This is a genomic window from Curtobacterium sp. Curtsp22, assembly GCF_059492135.1.
The window spans coordinates 595,733-611,629 of record NZ_CP168519.1 but is presented as its reverse complement, the minus strand read 5'-3'; the positions used below and the strand labels follow the sequence as shown (position 1 = coordinate 611,629).

Here is a 15,897-nt window from a genome sequence, read left to right as displayed (position 1 = left end):
GGGTGACTGCGAAGCCCGGCCTGCGCCGCACCTCCCGGATCATCCTGCTCGACCCCGACGGTCGGGTGTTCCTGATGGACACCAACTCCCCGTCGTCGGACGGAGCGCACCGCTGGATCACGCCCGGCGGCGGTGTCGACCCCGGCGAGGACCACCGCGACGCCGCGATCCGCGAGCTGCGCGAGGAGACCGGCATCGTCATCGAGGACCCGGGGGAGCCGGTGTGGTCGTGGGACTTCACCGTCGAGTGGGACCTGGCCGACCACGACCGCGGCCACGCGGAGTTCTACGTCGTCCGGACGCCCGGCTTCACGCTGTCGGACGCCGAGTGGACCGACGACGAGCGCGTGGACATCCTGCGGTCCCGCTGGTGGACGGCCGACGAGCTCGACGCCACCGACGAGCCCTTCGAGCCCGCCGAGCTCCCGGGCCTCGTCCGCGCCCACGCGCCGTCCTGACGCGCCGGCTCGTTCCGGTGCGGAACCGTCCTGTGGAACGTCACACGTCACCGCTACCCTGTGGGCATGGAACCGAGTGCCGAGCACGCCGCTGACACCCACGACCGCATCCGGGTGCGTGGTGCACGTGAGAACAACCTGCGCGACGTCGACGTCGAGCTCCCGAAGCGTCGCCTGACCGTCTTCACCGGCGTGTCCGGGTCGGGCAAGAGCTCACTGGTCTTCGCGACCATCGCGGCGGAGTCGCAGCGCATGATCAACGAGACGTACAGCGCGTTCCTGCAGGGCTTCATGCCGTCGCTCGCACGCCCCGACGTCGACGTGCTCGACGGCCTCACCACCGCGATCGTCGTCGACCAGGAACGCATCGGCGCCGATCCCCGCTCGACGGTGGGCACCGTGACGGATGCCAACGCCATGCTCCGCGTGCTGTTCAGCCGCCTCGGGACGCCCCACATCGGTGGCCCGAACGCGTTCTCCTTCAACCTCGCCACGGTCACGGCCGGTGGTGCCATCACCGTGCAGAAGGGCAAGGACGCCAAGGCGGAGAAGGTCTCGTTCTCACGGCTCGGCGGCATGTGCGCCGACTGCGAAGGCCGCGGCACGGTCACCGACATCGACCTCACACAGCTGTTCGACGACACGAAGTCCCTGTCGGACGGGGCGATCACGATCCCCGGGTACGGCACGGACGGCTGGAACGTCCGGATGTTCGCCGAGTCCGGGTACTTCGACAAGGACACGCCGATCCGTGACTTCACGGACGCCGAACGCCAGGACTTCCTGTACCGCGAACCGACGAAGCAGAAGATCGCCGGCATCAACATGACGTACGAGGGGCTCGTCCCGCGCGTGCGGCGCTCGTTCCTGCAGAAGGACCGCGAAGCGATGCAGCCCCACATCCGGGCCTTCGTCGACCGCGCAGTCACCTTCACCACCTGCCCGGCCTGCGGTGGCACCCGGCTGAACGACGTCGCACGGTCGTCGACGATCGCCGGCAAGAGCATCGCGGACGTCTGTGCGATGCAGATCACCGACCTCGCCGCCTGGCTACGGGGGATCGACGAACCGACCGTCGGGCCCTTGCTCGACGGTCTGCGGGACGCGGTCGACTTCTTCGTCGAGATCGGCCTCGGGTACCTCTCGCTCGACCGTCCCACGGGGACCCTGTCCGGGGGAGAGGGGCAGCGCGTCAAGATGGTGAAGCACCTCGGGTCGTCCTTGAGCGACGTCACCTACGTCTTCGACGAACCGAGCACCGGGTTGCACCCCCACGACATCGAGCGGATGAACGGGCTCCTGCTCCGACTTCGCGACAAGGGCAACACGGTGCTCGTCGTCGAGCACAAGCCCGAGGTCATCGCGATCGCGGACCACGTCGTCGACCTCGGGCCGGGTGCGGGGACGAACGGCGGGGCGCTCTGCTACGAGGGGCCGGTCGACGGGCTCCGCACGAGCGACACCGTCACCGGTCGGCACCTCGACGACCGGGTGTCGGTGAAGGACGTCGTGCGCGAACGCACCGGCGTCCTCGAGATCCGGGGCGCCGACGCGCACAACCTGCAGGGTGTGGACGTCGACGTGCCGACCGGGGTGCTCACGGTCGTGACGGGTGTCGCCGGCTCCGGCAAGAGCACGCTCATCCACGGATCGCTGTCACCGCGTGACGGTGTCGTCGCGATCGACCAGGGCGCGATCCGCGGCTCCCGGCGGAGCAACCCGGCGACGTACACGGGGCTGCTCGAGCCGATCCGCAAGGCCTTCGCGAAGGCCAACGGTGTGAAGCCCGCCCTGTTCAGCGCCAACTCCGAGGGTGCGTGCCCGGCCTGCAACGGCGCGGGGGTCATCTACACGGACCTCGGCATGATGGCCGGCATCGCGACCCCGTGCGCCGAGTGCGGCGGGAAGCGATTCGACCAGTCGGTGCTCGAGTACCGGCTCGGGGGGAAGGACATCAGCGAGGTCCTCGCGATGCCCGTGGCCGACGCTGCGGCGTTCTTCGCGACGGGGGAGTCGAGGATCCCCGCGGCGCACGCGATCCTCGCCCGGCTCGTCGACGTCGGACTCGGGTACCTGACGATCGGCCAGCCGCTGACGACGCTGTCCGGCGGCGAGCGGCAGCGCCTCAAGCTCGCGACGCACCTCGGCGACCCCGGCGGGGTGATCGTGCTCGACGAGCCGACGACCGGGCTGCACCTGGCGGACGTCCAACAGCTGCTCGGGCTGCTGGACGGCATGGTCGAGGCCGGGCGGACGGTCGTCGTGATCGAGCACCACCAGGCCGTGATGGCACATGCCGACTGGCTCATCGACCTCGGGCCCGGCGCCGGCCACGACGGCGGCCGCATCGTTTTCGAGGGCACGCCGGCCGAGCTCGTCGCGGCTCGGTCGACGATCACGGGGGAGCACCTGGCGGCATACGTCGGAGCCTGAGGCGGGGGACAGGTCCGGGCGGAGTACCTGAACACCAGCTGGCCGAACGGTCTACCGTCCTGACTGACGCTCATGCTTGGGCCACCCCGCCCGCGGCTACCCGGTCGCATGACGAGCGTCCACGACGAAGGAGACCTCATGGCCGACCAGACCGGTGGACCGAACTACCCCGCAGCGAACACGCCCGGTGCAGCACCGGCCGGCACGGGTGGCGGACTCGCCATCGCGAGCCTCGTCCTCGGCATCATCGGTGTCGTCGGTGGCATCTTCCTCGCGATCATCGGCGTGATCGCCGGCATCATCGGGCTCGTCCTCGGCATCCTGGCTCGCCGACGCGCGTCCGGTCGGGGGATCGTCCTCGGCGGCATCATCCTGTCGGCCATCGCGATCGTCATCGGCATCGTCGGCTACATCCTCACCGCGGTCGTGCTGTCCCAGGCCTGAGTCCACATCGCCGCTGACGTCTGACCGGGGATCACCGCCCCGAGTCGCCGCGCAGCGGTCCGCCAGCGAGGCGGGTCGGCAGCGATGCCGATCCGCCTCGCTGGCGTTCGGCGTCCGCGCGTCGCACCCCTCGTCCCCACGTCGCGACGCCACGGCGGACGGGAGGCGCGGGTCGGGCCCGCACCGTTCCTCCGGGACCACACCACGCGTGTTCCGGACCGCCGGACGCGCGCCCAGGTCGGGCCGCGTAGCTTCCGCCACATGAGCTACAGCCAGCCTGACCCTGCCGAGGAGACCACCCACAGCGAGGAGCCGGAGCAGCCGGACACGGACCAGGAGAACCTCGAGGAGCAGGGCGGCGAACACGCCTCGCTCGAGATCGACGCCGACGACGTCCCGACGAGCGTCGATCCGCAGTCCTGATCGCACGGCGGCGCGGTTCACCGGTCAGGCGGCCCGTTCAGCCGCCCGCAGCAGAGCACGCACGAGCTCGACGTAGTCCACCCCGACCGCCGCGAACATCCGGGGCACCTGCGACTGCTCGGTGAACCCCGGCGCGGTGTTCACCTCGTTCAGCACGACGCCGTCGTCGGTGAGGAAGAAGTCGAACCGCGCGACACCCGCGCACCCGAGCGTGTCGTAGAGGATCCGGGCTGCGTGGTCGATCGCTGCCTCGTCGGAGGCAGTCAGCGCCGCCGGCACCGTGAACCGTGCGGTCCCGTCGTACTTCTCGGTGCGCCCGAACACGTCTCCGTCGGCGACGCCGATCTCCAGCGTCGCGCCGGTGCGGAGCGTCCCGGCGTCGTCGCGGAACACGGCGATGTCGATCTCGCGCCCGGTGACGAACGCCTCGGCGAGCACGTCGGTGCCTGCAGCCCGGGCATCTGCCACGGCAGCCGCGTACGCGTCGGGCGTCCGGACCACCGTCACGCCGTTGCTCGACCCACCGGTCGTCGGCTTCACGACGAAGGGCGGCCGCAGGGGCACCGGGCCGATCTCGTCTCCAGCGCGGATCAGCACACCCGGCGCCGTGCGGACGCCGACGGCTTCGGCCACGGTCTTCGTGACCCACTTGTCCATGCCGAGTGCGCCGGCGCGGACGGGGGAGCCGACCACCGGTACGCCGATCATCGTGAGGAAGCCGGCGACCGCGCCGTCCTCACCGTGGACACCGTGGAGCACCGGGAACGCCGCGCGGCACGACGTCAGCACGGCGACGGCGTCCGCGGGGGACAGCGCGGTACCGTTCGTGTGCCGCCAGCTGCCCGTCCGGTCGACCGTCAGGGGGACCGCGTCGAAGCCGAGGGCCCGGACGGCTCGCGTGACCGCGGCCGCGGATGCGAGCGAGACCTCGTGCTCGTCGTTCGCGCCGCCACCGATGACCGCGATCCGGGTCCGGGCCGCAGGGGTGTGGGAGTCGTGGCGATCAGGCAACGGTGGCCTCCGGGGTGGTGACGGTGCGGTGGACCCGGGCGGCGCGCGTGCCGATCCGGGTGACGATCTCGTGCTCGATGGTGTCCGCCCAGCCTGCCCAGTCGTGGACGGTCGGCTCGCCGTGGAGGCCGCGCCCGAAGAACGTGACGGTCTCGCCGAGCTCCAGCCGGTCGTCGCCGGTGTCCACGACGACCATGTCCATCGAGAACCGGCCGACGAGCGGTCGGCGGCGTCCGCGCACCTGGACCTCGGCCCGCTCGGACGCCGCACGGGGGAGTCCGTCGCCGTAGCCCAGGGGGAGCAGCGCCAGGGTGGTCCGACGGTCGACGACGTGGTCGAGGCCGTAGCCGACGCCGGCTCCGGGGCCGATCACCCGGGAACCGACGACCGGAGCCGTCAGGGAGAGCGTCGGCTGCAGGTCCGTCGAGGTCCGGGAGGGGTCGATCCCGAAGAGCCCCGCGCCGATGCGGTGCAGACCGTGGCGGCCGCCGACCCCGGTGACGGTCGCTGCCGTGGCGGCGAGGTGCGTGACGAAGCCGGACAGTCCGCGACGCCGGGCGGTGCGGACCGCGTTGTCGAACAACAGTCGTTCGCGCGTGTTCTGCGGGTCGTCGGGCTGGTCGGCGCAGGACATGTGGCCCATCACCCCGACGACCCGGACCGTGCCGAGCCGCTCGAGCCCGCGTGCGGCGGTGCACAGCGACGACCACGAGCCGGGATCGGCACCGTCGCGGGCCATCCCGACGTCGACGTGCAGGTGGACCCGGGCACGGCGTCCGGTCCGCACTGCTGCGCGGCTGACGGCACTGAGCAGTTCGGCGCTCGGGACGGCGATGTCGACGTCGGCGAGCAGCGCACCGTCGAAGTCCGCGTCGACCGGATTGAGCCAGCTGAGCACCGGCGCGTCCGTCACGGTTGCCCGGACGGCGATCGCTTCGTCGATGGTGGTCACGCCGATCGACGTCGCCCCGGCGGCGAGGACTGACCGGGCGATCGCCCCGTGGCCGAACCCGTCGGCCTTGAGGACGGCCATGACGCCGCCGTCCGTCCGGTCGGCGAACACGGCGGTGTTCGCGCGGACGGCGTCGTCGTGGACGACGAGCTGTGGGCGCGACGGTGTCATGCCTGCCTCCTGGAGATCGCTACCGAACTGATATGCATGATATCGATGGTCACCGACACCACGGAGGAAGTCATCGGTCGTGGGGATGACGTCGCGCGCCGCGCGACCCAAGCGGTCGATGCCGCGCGGATGACGGCCGTCGCTGCTGCAGGAGAGACGGGAGGTGCGGCTGGCGTGAGCAGACCAGCTGCGGTGATCCGAGCCTCCTGGCCCCACTCGCTGCGCGCCGATAATGCATATTATGTCAACTCAGATCAATCGGGCCGCGCTGCGGCCGCACTCTGGTGGTCGACGCCACTCCCCTCTAGCATCGCCGTCATGAGCACCGAGCGGTGCTCGGAAGCGGCGGTGTCCGGTGCGGAAGCTCGTCCTCAAGATGTCGATGTCCCTCGACGGTTTCGTCGCAGGTGCACGTGCGGAGTCCGACTGGATGTTCCGCGCCGCGAGTCCGGACTCGGCCGCATGGGTGCTCGACACCGTGTCCGGCGCCGGTGTGCACGCGTTCGGTCGTCGGACGTTCGAGTCCATCGCCGGCTTCTGGGCGAACGCGACGACGACCGTCGCCGGAGCGATGAACACCGTCCCGAAGGTCGTCTTCACCCGCCAGCGTGCGTTCGATCCTGCCACGGTCGACACGGGTGGGGCCGACTCCCCCGCGGCGGCGACCTGGACCGGTGCCCGGGTGGCGAACGGCGACCTCGTGGCGGAGGTCGACCGGCTGCGGGCCGAGGACGGCGCCGACGTCCTCGCACAGGGCGGGACGGACTTCTGCCGGAGCCTCGTGGCCGCGGGCCTCGTCGACGAGTACCGCCTGGTGGTCCTGCCGGTGGTCCTCGGGGCGGGCGAGGGGATCTTCTCGGGGCTGCAGGACGAACTCGACCTGACGCTGATCAGTTCGACGGTGTTCGACGGCGGCGCGAAGGCGGACGTGTACCGACCGAAGCGCTGAAGGCAGTCGCCGGCGCTCAGAACACCGCGACCGTCATGCCCGCGGAAGTCGCCGGCCGGTCCATCGCGAGGATCGCCTCGGGAAGCTCGTCGAACCCGATCGTCCGACCGATCGACTCCGACGGGCGGAGGCGTCCGGCGACGACGTCGTCGAGCATCGCCGCGTACTCCCCCACCGAGATCCCGTGACTGCCGAGCAGCTCGAGCTCGTCGCCGATGACGCGGCCCATCGGGATCGCCGGCACGGCCTCGTCGTCGAGCAGCAGCCCGACCTGGACGTGCCGACCCCGAGGCCGGAGTGCGGCGACCGCGGCGACCGACGTGGCGCGGCTGCCGAAGGCGTCCACGGACACGTGGGCTCCGCCGCCCGTGACGGTCCGGACGGCCTCCCCGACCGAGTCGTCCATCGGGACCACGACCGCACCGAGGGCTTCCGCACGCGCGAGCGCGGCGGGCGAGACGTCCACCGCGACGACGTTCGCTCCGGCGGCGACCGCGACGATGACGGTCGACAGTCCGACTCCCCCGCAGCCGAAGACGGCCACCCACTCACCGGCGGCCACCCGTCCCCTGGCGTGGAGTGCGTGGTACGCGGTCCCGAAGCGGCATCCGAGTCCGGCGGCCTCGGCGAACCCGACGGCGTCCGGCAGCGCGACGAGGTTGACGTCCGCGTGCGGGACCACCACGGCCTCGACGTACGAACCGGGCAGTGTGAAGCCGGGCTGCTGCTGCTGCGTGCACACCTGCGTCGCACCGTCCAGGCACTGCTCGCACTCGCCGCACGCGAAGACGAACGGTGCGGTGACCCGGTCCCCCACGGCGAACCCGCGGACGTCGGGGCCGGCGGACGACACCACGCCGGCGAACTCGTGCCCGGGGATGTGCGGCAGGTGCACCGAGTCGTCGTGCCCCTTCCACGCGTGCCAGTCGCTCCGGCAGACCCCGGTCGCGGCGACCCGGACGACCACCCCGTCGATCGGGGCGACCGGGTCCGGGACCTCGACGACCGCGGGGACGGAACCGAACTCGTCGTACTGGACTGCGCGCATCCGGCCATCCTGACAGACGGCGCCCCGCGTGAGCGCCGGCGTTGCGCACCGGATGGCACCGCCGGTTCACTGGCAACATGACTGGACTGCGCTTCTCCGCCGACCCCGCCGACATCGACGTCCCCCGTGTGCACCGCTGGCTGAGCGAGGAGTCCTACTGGGCCCGGGGCCGTGACCGTGCCACGCAGGACGCGATCATCGCCGGCTCCCGGAACTTCGGCGTCTACGACGACACCAGCGGTCAGCAGCTCGGGTACGCCCGTGTGATCACCGACGGCGTGACGTTCGGCTGGCTCGCCGACGTCTTCGTCGACCCGGCGGCGCGAGGCGGCGGTGTCGGCGTCGCGCTCGTGCAGGGAGTCATCGAGGCCATCGAGCCGCTCGGCCTGAAGCGGTTCGCACTCTTCACCGCGGACGCCCACGGGCTGTACGAGCGGTTCGGCTTCCGCCCGCTCCCCGATGCCGCGGGTTGGATGATGCGTCCAGGGCCGGGGTTCGGCGCCGACGTGCACGGCTGAACCGGGCGCGCTGCGACCCGGCCACGGGACCGAGCGAGCTCGCCCGTCGGACGCGAGCCGTGCCTCCAGGCCGTCGCGCCCGCGGTGGCGGACGCACTCGGGGAGCAGAAGGTGTCGGGTCCATCCGGCCGACCCGACATCTTCTGCTCACGAAGCGGCCGCGGGCCGCCCCGCGTGTCCCGCCCCGCGCGCCCAGCCCCGCCGGCCGCCCTCAGTACGCGATGCGCCCGTCGCGGTCGTGGAACTCCCCCGTGGGGCCGTCCGCGCCGATCGTCGCCAGCGCCACCGTGGCGTCCGTCCCCTCGGTCACGGTCTGGTGCCCGCCGAACCCGTTGAACTCCGTCGCCGTGTACCCGGGGTCGCTCGCGTTCACCCGGAACCCGGGCAGGTTCTTCGCGTACTGCACGGTGAGGGCGATGAGTGCCGCCTTCGACGCGGCGTACGGCACCGCGGGCACCGGGTACTCGTCCCGCCCGGGGGTCGTCAGCCACCGCGGGAAGCCCACACCCGAGGCCACGTTCACGATGACCGGGTTCGCCGACTCCCGCAGCAGCGGCAGCGCCGCCTGCGTCACGCGCACGACGCCGGTCACGTTCGTGTCGAGCACGGCTCCGATCGCAGCGGCGTCGAGGTCGTCGACCCCGAACGACGTCCCGAGGATGCCCGCGTTGTTCACGAGCACGTCGAGTCCGGGCAGTCCGGCGACCGCGCGCTCGACCGAGGACTGGTCGGTGACGTCCAGCTGGACGACGTGCGCGCCGAGGGCACGCGCCTCGTCCCCCGTGGCCGGATCGCGCATGCCGGCGTACACGGTGTGCCCGGCCTCGACGAGGCGACGGACGGTCTCGAGCCCGAGACTGCGGTTGGCTCCGGTGATGAGTGTCGTTGTCATGCCCCCAGCCTCCGCCCCCGTGGCCGGGTCCCCCAGGCACCGCTCGACAGTGGGACCACCAGTACCAGGCAGGCCGGGAGGTGCGGGTCGAGGATGGTGGGCATGAGCGAGTTCGCGAGTGTGCTGCGTTCCTGGCGCGACCGGGTCCGTCCCGAAGCGGTCGGCCTGCCTGCCGGGCCCGGTCGACGGACGCCTGGTCTCCGTCGAGAGGAGCTCGCTGCGCTCGCCGGGGTGAGCGTCGACTACGTCGTCCGCCTCGAGCAGGGACGCGCGACGAACCCGTCGCCGCAGTTGCTCGGCGCACTCGCCACCGCGCTCCGTCTCACCGAGGAGGAACGCGACCACCTCTGCCGCGTCGCAGGGTCCGCGCCGCCGTCGCGCCGGGTCGTCCCCCGGCACGTCACCCCGGGCGTGCAGCGCATCGTCGACCGCCTCGGCGACGTCCCCCTCGCCGTGTTCACCGCCGCGCACGACATCGTCCTGTGGAACGACCTCTGGGCAGCGCTCACCGGTGACCCCTCGCGGTACACCGGCATCGACCGGAACCTCGTGTGGCGACACTTCATGCACGGCCACGACGAGGTCGAGTGGGACGACGAGCACCAGGAGGAGTTCTCCAGCGACCTCGCCGCCGACCTCCGCGCCGCCGTCGGACGGTACCCCGCCGACCGGGACCTCGCCGAGCTCGTGGCACGCCTCCGTCGCGAGTCCCCCGAGTTCGAGCGCCGCTGGGACACCGGACGCGTCGCCGAGCACCGGGCGAGCCGCAAGCGCGTGCACTCCCCCGTCGGCCCGATCGAGATCGACTGCGACGTCCTGAGCGTGCCGGGCGGGGACCTCCGCATCGTCGTCTACACGGCGGTCCCCGGCACCGAGGACGCCGCGAAGCTCGACCTCCTGCGCGTCACCGGCCTGCAGCAACTCACCCCGAGCTGATCACCGGCTCGGCGAACGGCCGTCCGCGGTCGCCCACGCATCGCGGAGCGCCGCGACCTGCTCGACCTCGGTCATGTCGGTGACGTCGAGGACGAGGTCCACCGCCTGCGGGACCGCGGTCATCCGGTGGAGCAGTTCGAACTCGTCGTCGGTGATGGACACCGGTCTGGTGGCGGCTCGCGCTCGGGCCTCCTCGAGGCTGATCGCCAAGTGCACGACGAAGCACTCCGGGAGTTCGGCGCGGTACACGGCGAGCGTCTCCGCGGTGAGGACGTCCGACGTGGTGACGGCGAAGCCCGCAGCGAGCAGGTTCCGGGCCAGAGCACTCACGTTGCGGGCGGCGAGTGCGTGCTGGGCACGGCCCTCCGGTCCCGACCAGAGCGTCGCATCCCCGGCGATGACGAGCTGGCGGACGTCGTCACCGTCGATGTACGCGCCGCGCGGTTCCGCGGCAGCGAGGGCACGACCGCAGGTCGTCTTCCCGACCGCCGGGCCACCCGAGAGGATCAGTGGTCGCATCGTGCCGTCCTTCCGTCCCGGTCGACGCTACCCAGGCCCGTGCGGCGCTGCGGCGGGAACGGTGGGTAGCGTGGCCGCCATGGACTGCTTCGCGAGCTGGCGCACCCGCCACTGAAGGAGACGGCCTCGCCGTCACGTACCGCCACACCGAGCACGGTGTGGCGCCTTCAGACTGCTCAGAGAAGAGGCACACCATGCACATCCGCGCCTGCACGCCCGACGATCTGCCCGCGCTCACCGAGCTGACGATCGAGACGTTCCGCCCGCTCCTCGCCGGCGACCTGGTCCGACTGCGCCCGGAGGTCACGGCACACGACCACGCGCACTGGGAGGACGACTACCGGCACGAGGTGCCCGCGCTGCTCGACCCTGCCGAAGACCGGTTCATCACGCTGGCGGAGGACGACGACGGGCCGCTCGGGTACGTCGGGTGGCACGTCACGAACGGCGCGTCCGGCCGGCTGGAGATGGTCGCCGTCCACCCGCGTGCCCGACGACGAGGAGTCGCACGGGCACTGTGCACGACCGTCCTCGGTGAACTCGGTGAACTCGGCGAACGCGGGGTCGAGGTGGTGCACATCGGCACGGGCGGGGACGCCTTCCACGCCCCGGCGCGAGCGCTCTACGAGTCGCTCGGCTTCACGCCGTACCCCACTGTCGACTACGCCCGCGCCCTGCCGTCCGGGCGCCCGGTCACGCCGCGGTGAACACCAGCGACGCGTTCTGCCCACCGAAGCCGAACGAGTTGTTCAGCGCCGTCCGGATCGGCACCTCCCGCGCGGCCCCGGCGACCACGTCCAGCTCGACCGCCGGGTCGAGGCGCTCCAGGTTCAACGTCGCCGGCACGAGCCCGGTCTCGATCGCCCGCACGGCCAGGATCGACTCGACGGCCCCGGCTGCCCCGAACATGTGCCCGATGGCTCCCTTCGGCGCGGTCACCACGGCCCCGGTGCCGACCGCGCGAGCGATCGCAGCGGCCTCGCCGACGTCCCCGACGGGCGTGCTGGTCGCGTGCGCGTTGACGTGGTCGATGTCGTCGCCCGTCAACCCGGCCATCCGGATCGCCGCGGTCATCGCCCGCTCCTGCTCGGACCCGTCCGCCAGGGGTGCGGTGATGTGGAACGCGTCCGAGGTGATGCCCCAGCCGGCGAGGGTGCCGTGCGAGCGCTGGGTGCGGGCAGCGGCGTGGTCGGCCCGCTCGAGCACGACGAACCCGGCACCCTCGCCGAGCACGAACCCGCGGCGGGATGCGTCGAAGGGGCGGGAGAGCGTCGTCGGGTCGTCGTCGCCGGGCTTCGCGAGGGCCTGCGACTGCGCGAAGGACGCCATGGTCACCGGCGTCACGGCGGCTTCGGTCCCACCGGCGATGACGACGTCGGCCTCCCCCGTGACGATCAACCGCGCGGCCGTCGCGATCGCCTCGGCCCCGGAGGCGCAGGCGGACACGGTGGTGTACGCCCCGGCCCGTGCACCGAACGCGATGCTGATCTGCGCCGCGGCGGCGTTCGCCATGAGCATCGGGACGGTGCGGGGCGACACGCGACGGGCGCCAGCGGTGCCGAGCACGTCGTGGGCGTCGAGGAGTGTCTCCACTCCCCCGATCCCGGTGCCGACGACGACGGCGAGCCGGTCCCCCTCGACCGTCGGGGCGCCGGCGTCCGCCCAGGCCTCCTCGGCCGCGACGAGCGCGAGCTGCTGGCTGCGGTCGAGCCGGTTCGCCCGGACCCGCCCGAGTGCTCCGTCCGCGTCGAGTGCGGCGGCGGCGCCGACCCGGATCGGGACCTGGTCCCAGTGCGTGCCGGTCCGGTCGAGGTCGTGCACGCCGGAGCGGCCGGCGACCAGGGCGTCCCAGAGCGTGTCGACGCCGTGGCCGAACGGCGACACCGCTCCGTAGCCGGTGATGGAGATGTGCACGGGAGACTCCTTCTTGTACGTTGAACAAGTTGAGTTGTACCACGTACAATTCCGGCATGGCAACCACGAGCGACGCCCCGGGCACCCCGCGCGGGGCAGCGACCCGGGCGCGGATCCTCGCCGCGACCGCCGGACTGCTGAGCGGCACCGGCGGACCGACCGAGCACCGGACGGTGACCGTGAGCGAGATCGCGCGGGCCGCGGGCGTGTACCCGAACCAGATCACGCACCACTACGGATCGAAGGACCGACTGGTGCTCGACGCCGCGTTCGCGCTGTTCCTGCGCGACACGACCCGGTTGCAGGCAGCCGGGCGTCGCGCCACGAGCGCCGAGGCGTTCCGGCAGGTCCTCGCCCGCACCGCCCTCGCGATGCCGTCGACGCCGCTCGTCGTGCGGGCCCTCGCGAGCGCGGGCGACGACGCCGCGCAACGCGAGCGAGTGCGGCTGCTCCTGCAGGTGCTGTTCCGGCAGTCGGAGCGCTACCTCGAGCGGGTCGTCACCGAACACGGGTGGACGAGCCGGAGCGGCGTCGGACGCGACGCGCGGACGTTCTGGAGCGCGGTGTTCGGCGCCACGCTGCTCGCCGACGCCGGGGTCACCGGCGGACCGTCCGACCTCGACCTCGCCGGCACCGTCTCGATCACCTGACCCGCAGGAGGCGCAGCGCCCTACTCGCCGAAGCCGGACCGCACGAGCGCCACGAGCGCGTCGACCGCGTCCTGCGCGTCGGCTCCGGTCCCCTCGATGGTCACCGTCGCCCCCCTGGGCAGTGCGAGCGCCATGATCGCGAGCAGGCTCTTCGCGTCCACCCCGTTGACTCGGACCTCGGCGTCGAACTTGGCAGCCGTCTTCACGAACTCCGCGGCGGGCCGAGCGTGCAGGCCGCTCTCGTTGACGAGTTCCACCGTCTCGGACGCGGCCACGTCGTCGACGGAGCCGGTCCCGGAGACCGGCGCCGCGCCTCCTGGGCCGTCGCCGGACGGACTGGAGGCGCGACTCGCGTCCGCCTCGGAGCCCGCGGCAGACGCGGCAGCGGCCAGGACCGCGTCGACGTCGCCACCGGTCTGTGCCGCAACTGCGGCGGCGACCGCGCCCTCGACCAGCGGGGCCTGCGAGACGTGCACGCGCGCCCGGACGTCGTCGTCGAGGAAGTCGAGCGCCGTGTCGGTGGTCAGGTAGGCGGAGCCGAGGTCGCACAGGACGACCACCGCCTCGGTGTCGGCGAGTTCCTCGATGCCGGCCGTGATGGCCTCGAACGAGGTGCCGATGCCGCCGTCGTCGGTGCCGCCGGCGGCCACGAGCGGGACGTCCGCCGCCATCTGCCGGGCGAGCTCGACGGTGCCGGTCGCGATCGCCGCACTGTGCGAGACGATCAGGATCCCGACGGTCACGCGGCGTCCACGGCCGCGCGGAGGATGTACACGGTGGACTGCGCGCCCGGGTCGCGGTGCCCGACGGCACGTTCGCCGAGGTAGCTCGCGCGGCCCTTGTGGGCGACCAGCGGGTCGGTCGACTCCGCGCCGGTGACGGCCGCGTCGGCTGCGGCGGCCAGCACCTGCTCCGGGCTGTCCCCGGCGGCGGCCGCGGCATCGGCGGCGTCGACCGCGGGCGACCAGGCGTCGACCATGGTCTTGTCGCCGACGGCCGCCTTGCCCCGGGACACGATGCCGTCACGGGCAGCGGTCAGCACCTGGACGAGCGTGTCGGCGTCGAGCTCCGCGGCGTCCCCGGCGGCCTGTGCGGCCTTGAGGTACGCGGTCCCGAACAGCGGACCCGCGGCACCGCCGACCGTCGAGATGAGCTTCGTCGCGACCACCTTGAGCACGGCTCCGGGGGTGTCGAACGAACCGGCGTCCACGGCCTCGAGCACGGCACGGAAGCCGCGGTCGAGGTTCTCACCGTGGTCGCCGTCGCCGATCTCCCGGTCGAGCGTGACGAGCTCGGCCCGGTGCTCGTCGATCGTCGCGGCGGTGCGTCGGACCCAGTCGATGGCCCATGCGGTGTCGAGCGCCAATTCGTGTTCCTTCCTGCGTCCGGCTCCGTTCACGGGCCGGGTCGTGGTGCGGTGGGTTCAGCGTCCCCAGCGCAGTGCCGGGGTCTCCACCGGTGCGTCCCAGAGGGCGGTGAGTTCGTCGTCGAGCACCGTGACGGTGAGCGAGAACCCCTGCATCTCGAGGGATGTCACGTAGTCGCCGACCAGGCTACGCGTGACGTCGAACCCGCGGTCGGTGAGGACCTCGGCGGCGCGTCGGTAGGCGATGTAGAGCTCGGAGAGGGGCGTGCCGCCCATGCCGTTCACGAGGAGCAGCAGCTTCGACCCGGCGGGAGCGGCGAGGTCGGTGAGGATCGGTTCGAGCACGCGGTCCACGAGCTCGTCGGCCGGGGCCATCGGGATGCGCTCGCGGCCGGGCTCGCCGTGGATGCCGATGCCGAGCTCGACCTCGTCGTCGGCGAGGGTGAACGACGGCTCGCCGGCGTGCGGGACGGTGCCGGAGGCGAGCGCGAGCCCCATCGAGCGCGTGACGTCGTTCACGTGCCGGGCGACCGCGGCGACGGCGTCGAGGTCGTCCCCCCGCTCGGCTGCGGCGCCCGCGCACTTCTCGACGACGACGGTGCCGGCGACGCCGCGTCGGCCGGCCGTGTAGAGCGAGTCCTGCACGGCGACGTCGTCGTCCACCACGACGGACTCGACCCGGACGTCGTCCATGCCGGCGAGCTCGGCGGCGGTCTCGAAGTTGAGGACGTCGCCGGTGTAGTTCTTGACGATGTGGAGCACCCCCGCTCCCCCGTCGACGGCCTTCGTCGCGGCGACGATCGGGTCCGGCGTGGGACTCGTGAAGACCGGCCCCGGCACCGCGGCGTCGAGCATGCCGTAGCCGACGAACCCGGCGTGCAGCGGCTCGTGTCCACTGCCCCCGCCGCTGACGATCCCGACCTTGCCGGACAGCGGGGCGTCCGCGCGGTGGATGTGGATCGGGTCCTCGACCAGCACGACGTGGCCGGCGTGGGCACGGGCGAACCCGCGCACGGTCTCGTCGACCACGGCCTGCGGATCGTTGATGAGCTTCTTCATGCTGACCTCCACGGAGTGCGGGCGATCGCGAGGCAGCACCGCCGTCGTCGACCGGAGTGCCCTCAATCTACATCGCCGGTCCGGGCGAGCGTTCCCCCCGCGTGCACGTTCGTGCACCGACCCGGGGGCGGCCCACCGGCCTCGGATGCGCGGG

Annotated in this window: 18 protein-coding genes; 9 read left to right on the top strand and 9 right to left on the bottom strand. The window is 72.4% G+C overall.

Features of this window, described 5'->3' with window-relative positions:
* The first annotated feature begins 2 nt into the window (after nucleotides 1-2).
* The 4 genes from ACEN8D_RS02980 (at nucleotide 3) to ACEN8D_RS02965 (ending at nucleotide 3,758) form a co-directional block, all read left to right on the top strand.
* Nucleotides 3-458, top strand: a complete 456-nt coding sequence (locus tag ACEN8D_RS02980; protein WP_413399369.1) for an NUDIX hydrolase — start codon at nucleotides 3-5, stop codon at nucleotides 456-458.
* Between the two features lie 66 nt (nucleotides 459-524).
* Entirely contained in the window at nucleotides 525-2,891 is a 2,367-nt protein-coding gene (locus tag ACEN8D_RS02975) for an ATP-binding cassette domain-containing protein (protein WP_413399370.1), read from the top strand.
* A 108-nt stretch (nucleotides 2,892-2,999) separates the two neighbouring features.
* Nucleotides 3,000-3,335 (top strand): hypothetical protein, encoded by a 336-nt coding sequence (locus ACEN8D_RS02970; protein ID WP_413399371.1) that lies wholly within the window; start codon nucleotides 3,000-3,002, stop codon nucleotides 3,333-3,335.
* Nucleotides 3,336-3,596: 261 nt separating this feature from the next.
* Nucleotides 3,597-3,758 (top strand): hypothetical protein, encoded by a 162-nt coding sequence (locus ACEN8D_RS02965; protein ID WP_156794908.1) that lies wholly within the window; start codon nucleotides 3,597-3,599, stop codon nucleotides 3,756-3,758.
* 24 nt (nucleotides 3,759-3,782) lie between these two features.
* On the opposite strand, the gene ACEN8D_RS02960 is transcribed toward ACEN8D_RS02965, so the two are convergent.
* Nucleotides 3,783-4,769: a D-alanine--D-alanine ligase family protein gene (locus tag ACEN8D_RS02960; RefSeq protein ID WP_413399051.1), complete on the bottom strand. Its 987-nt coding sequence runs from the start codon at nucleotides 4,767-4,769 to the stop codon at nucleotides 3,783-3,785.
* The gene (gene alr, locus ACEN8D_RS02955) at nucleotides 4,762-5,892 is read right to left on the bottom strand and encodes an alanine racemase (protein WP_413399052.1); all 1,131 of its coding nucleotides are present in this window, start codon (nucleotides 5,890-5,892) and stop codon (nucleotides 4,762-4,764) included. The genes ACEN8D_RS02960 and alr overlap by 8 nt, the downstream gene beginning before the upstream one ends.
* 355 nt (nucleotides 5,893-6,247) lie before the next feature.
* Between alr and ACEN8D_RS02950 the strand changes: the two genes are divergently transcribed.
* Complete coding sequence (locus ACEN8D_RS02950) at nucleotides 6,248-6,841, top strand: dihydrofolate reductase family protein (RefSeq protein ID WP_413399053.1); 594 nt, start codon at nucleotides 6,248-6,250, stop codon at nucleotides 6,839-6,841.
* A 16-nt stretch (nucleotides 6,842-6,857) separates the two neighbouring features.
* On the opposite strand, the gene ACEN8D_RS02945 is transcribed toward ACEN8D_RS02950, so the two are convergent.
* Nucleotides 6,858-7,889, bottom strand: coding sequence for an alcohol dehydrogenase catalytic domain-containing protein (locus tag ACEN8D_RS02945; protein ID WP_413399054.1), 1,032 nt, complete (start codon nucleotides 7,887-7,889; stop codon nucleotides 6,858-6,860).
* A 77-nt stretch (nucleotides 7,890-7,966) separates the two neighbouring features.
* Here ACEN8D_RS02945 and ACEN8D_RS02940 point away from each other — a divergent pair, with 77 nt between their 5' ends.
* On the top strand, nucleotides 7,967-8,407 hold the full coding sequence (locus ACEN8D_RS02940; protein ID WP_413399055.1) for a GNAT family N-acetyltransferase: 441 nt from the start codon (nucleotides 7,967-7,969) through the stop codon (nucleotides 8,405-8,407).
* 211 nt (nucleotides 8,408-8,618) lie between these two features.
* Here the strand turns inward: ACEN8D_RS02940 and ACEN8D_RS02935 are convergent, their stop codons facing one another.
* Entirely contained in the window at nucleotides 8,619-9,299 is a 681-nt protein-coding gene (locus ACEN8D_RS02935; RefSeq protein WP_413461408.1) for an SDR family NAD(P)-dependent oxidoreductase, read from the bottom strand.
* 102 nt (nucleotides 9,300-9,401) lie between these two features.
* On the opposite strand from ACEN8D_RS02935, the gene ACEN8D_RS02930 reads away from it, so the two are divergent.
* Complete coding sequence (locus ACEN8D_RS02930) at nucleotides 9,402-10,235, top strand: helix-turn-helix transcriptional regulator (RefSeq protein ID WP_309779589.1); 834 nt, start codon at nucleotides 9,402-9,404, stop codon at nucleotides 10,233-10,235.
* Here ACEN8D_RS02930 and ACEN8D_RS02925 read toward each other — a convergent pair whose 3' ends face one another.
* The gene (locus ACEN8D_RS02925) at nucleotides 10,236-10,754 is read right to left on the bottom strand and encodes a P-loop nucleotide/nucleoside kinase family protein (protein WP_413399499.1); all 519 of its coding nucleotides are present in this window, start codon (nucleotides 10,752-10,754) and stop codon (nucleotides 10,236-10,238) included.
* A gap of 194 nt (nucleotides 10,755-10,948) precedes the next feature.
* Between ACEN8D_RS02925 and ACEN8D_RS02920 the strand changes: the two genes are divergently transcribed.
* Complete coding sequence (locus ACEN8D_RS02920) at nucleotides 10,949-11,461, top strand: GNAT family N-acetyltransferase (protein ID WP_413399500.1); 513 nt, start codon at nucleotides 10,949-10,951, stop codon at nucleotides 11,459-11,461.
* On the opposite strand, the gene ACEN8D_RS02915 is transcribed toward ACEN8D_RS02920, so the two are convergent.
* Nucleotides 11,448-12,668: a beta-ketoacyl-[acyl-carrier-protein] synthase family protein gene (locus ACEN8D_RS02915; RefSeq protein ID WP_309779585.1), complete on the bottom strand. Its 1,221-nt coding sequence runs from the start codon at nucleotides 12,666-12,668 to the stop codon at nucleotides 11,448-11,450. The genes ACEN8D_RS02920 and ACEN8D_RS02915 overlap by 14 nt on opposite strands.
* 56 nt (nucleotides 12,669-12,724) lie before the next feature.
* Between ACEN8D_RS02915 and ACEN8D_RS02910 the strand changes: the two genes are divergently transcribed.
* Entirely contained in the window at nucleotides 12,725-13,318 is a 594-nt protein-coding gene (locus tag ACEN8D_RS02910; RefSeq protein ID WP_309886902.1) for a TetR/AcrR family transcriptional regulator, read from the top strand.
* A gap of 20 nt (nucleotides 13,319-13,338) precedes the next feature.
* Here ACEN8D_RS02910 and dhaM read toward each other — a convergent pair whose 3' ends face one another.
* Genes dhaM through dhaK form a run of 3 tightly spaced genes read right to left on the bottom strand, consistent with a single transcriptional unit; the run spans nucleotide 13,339 to nucleotide 15,743 of the window.
* On the bottom strand, nucleotides 13,339-14,061 hold the full coding sequence (gene dhaM / locus ACEN8D_RS02905; RefSeq protein ID WP_413461407.1) for a dihydroxyacetone kinase phosphoryl donor subunit DhaM: 723 nt from the start codon (nucleotides 14,059-14,061) through the stop codon (nucleotides 13,339-13,341).
* Complete coding sequence (dhaL, locus tag ACEN8D_RS02900) at nucleotides 14,058-14,684, bottom strand: dihydroxyacetone kinase subunit DhaL (protein WP_309779580.1); 627 nt, start codon at nucleotides 14,682-14,684, stop codon at nucleotides 14,058-14,060. The genes dhaM and dhaL overlap by 4 nt, the downstream gene beginning before the upstream one ends.
* Before the next feature lie 57 nt (nucleotides 14,685-14,741).
* Nucleotides 14,742-15,743, bottom strand: coding sequence for a dihydroxyacetone kinase subunit DhaK (gene dhaK / locus ACEN8D_RS02895; RefSeq protein WP_413461406.1), 1,002 nt, complete (start codon nucleotides 15,741-15,743; stop codon nucleotides 14,742-14,744).
* Between the last annotated feature and the right edge of the window lie 154 nt (nucleotides 15,744-15,897).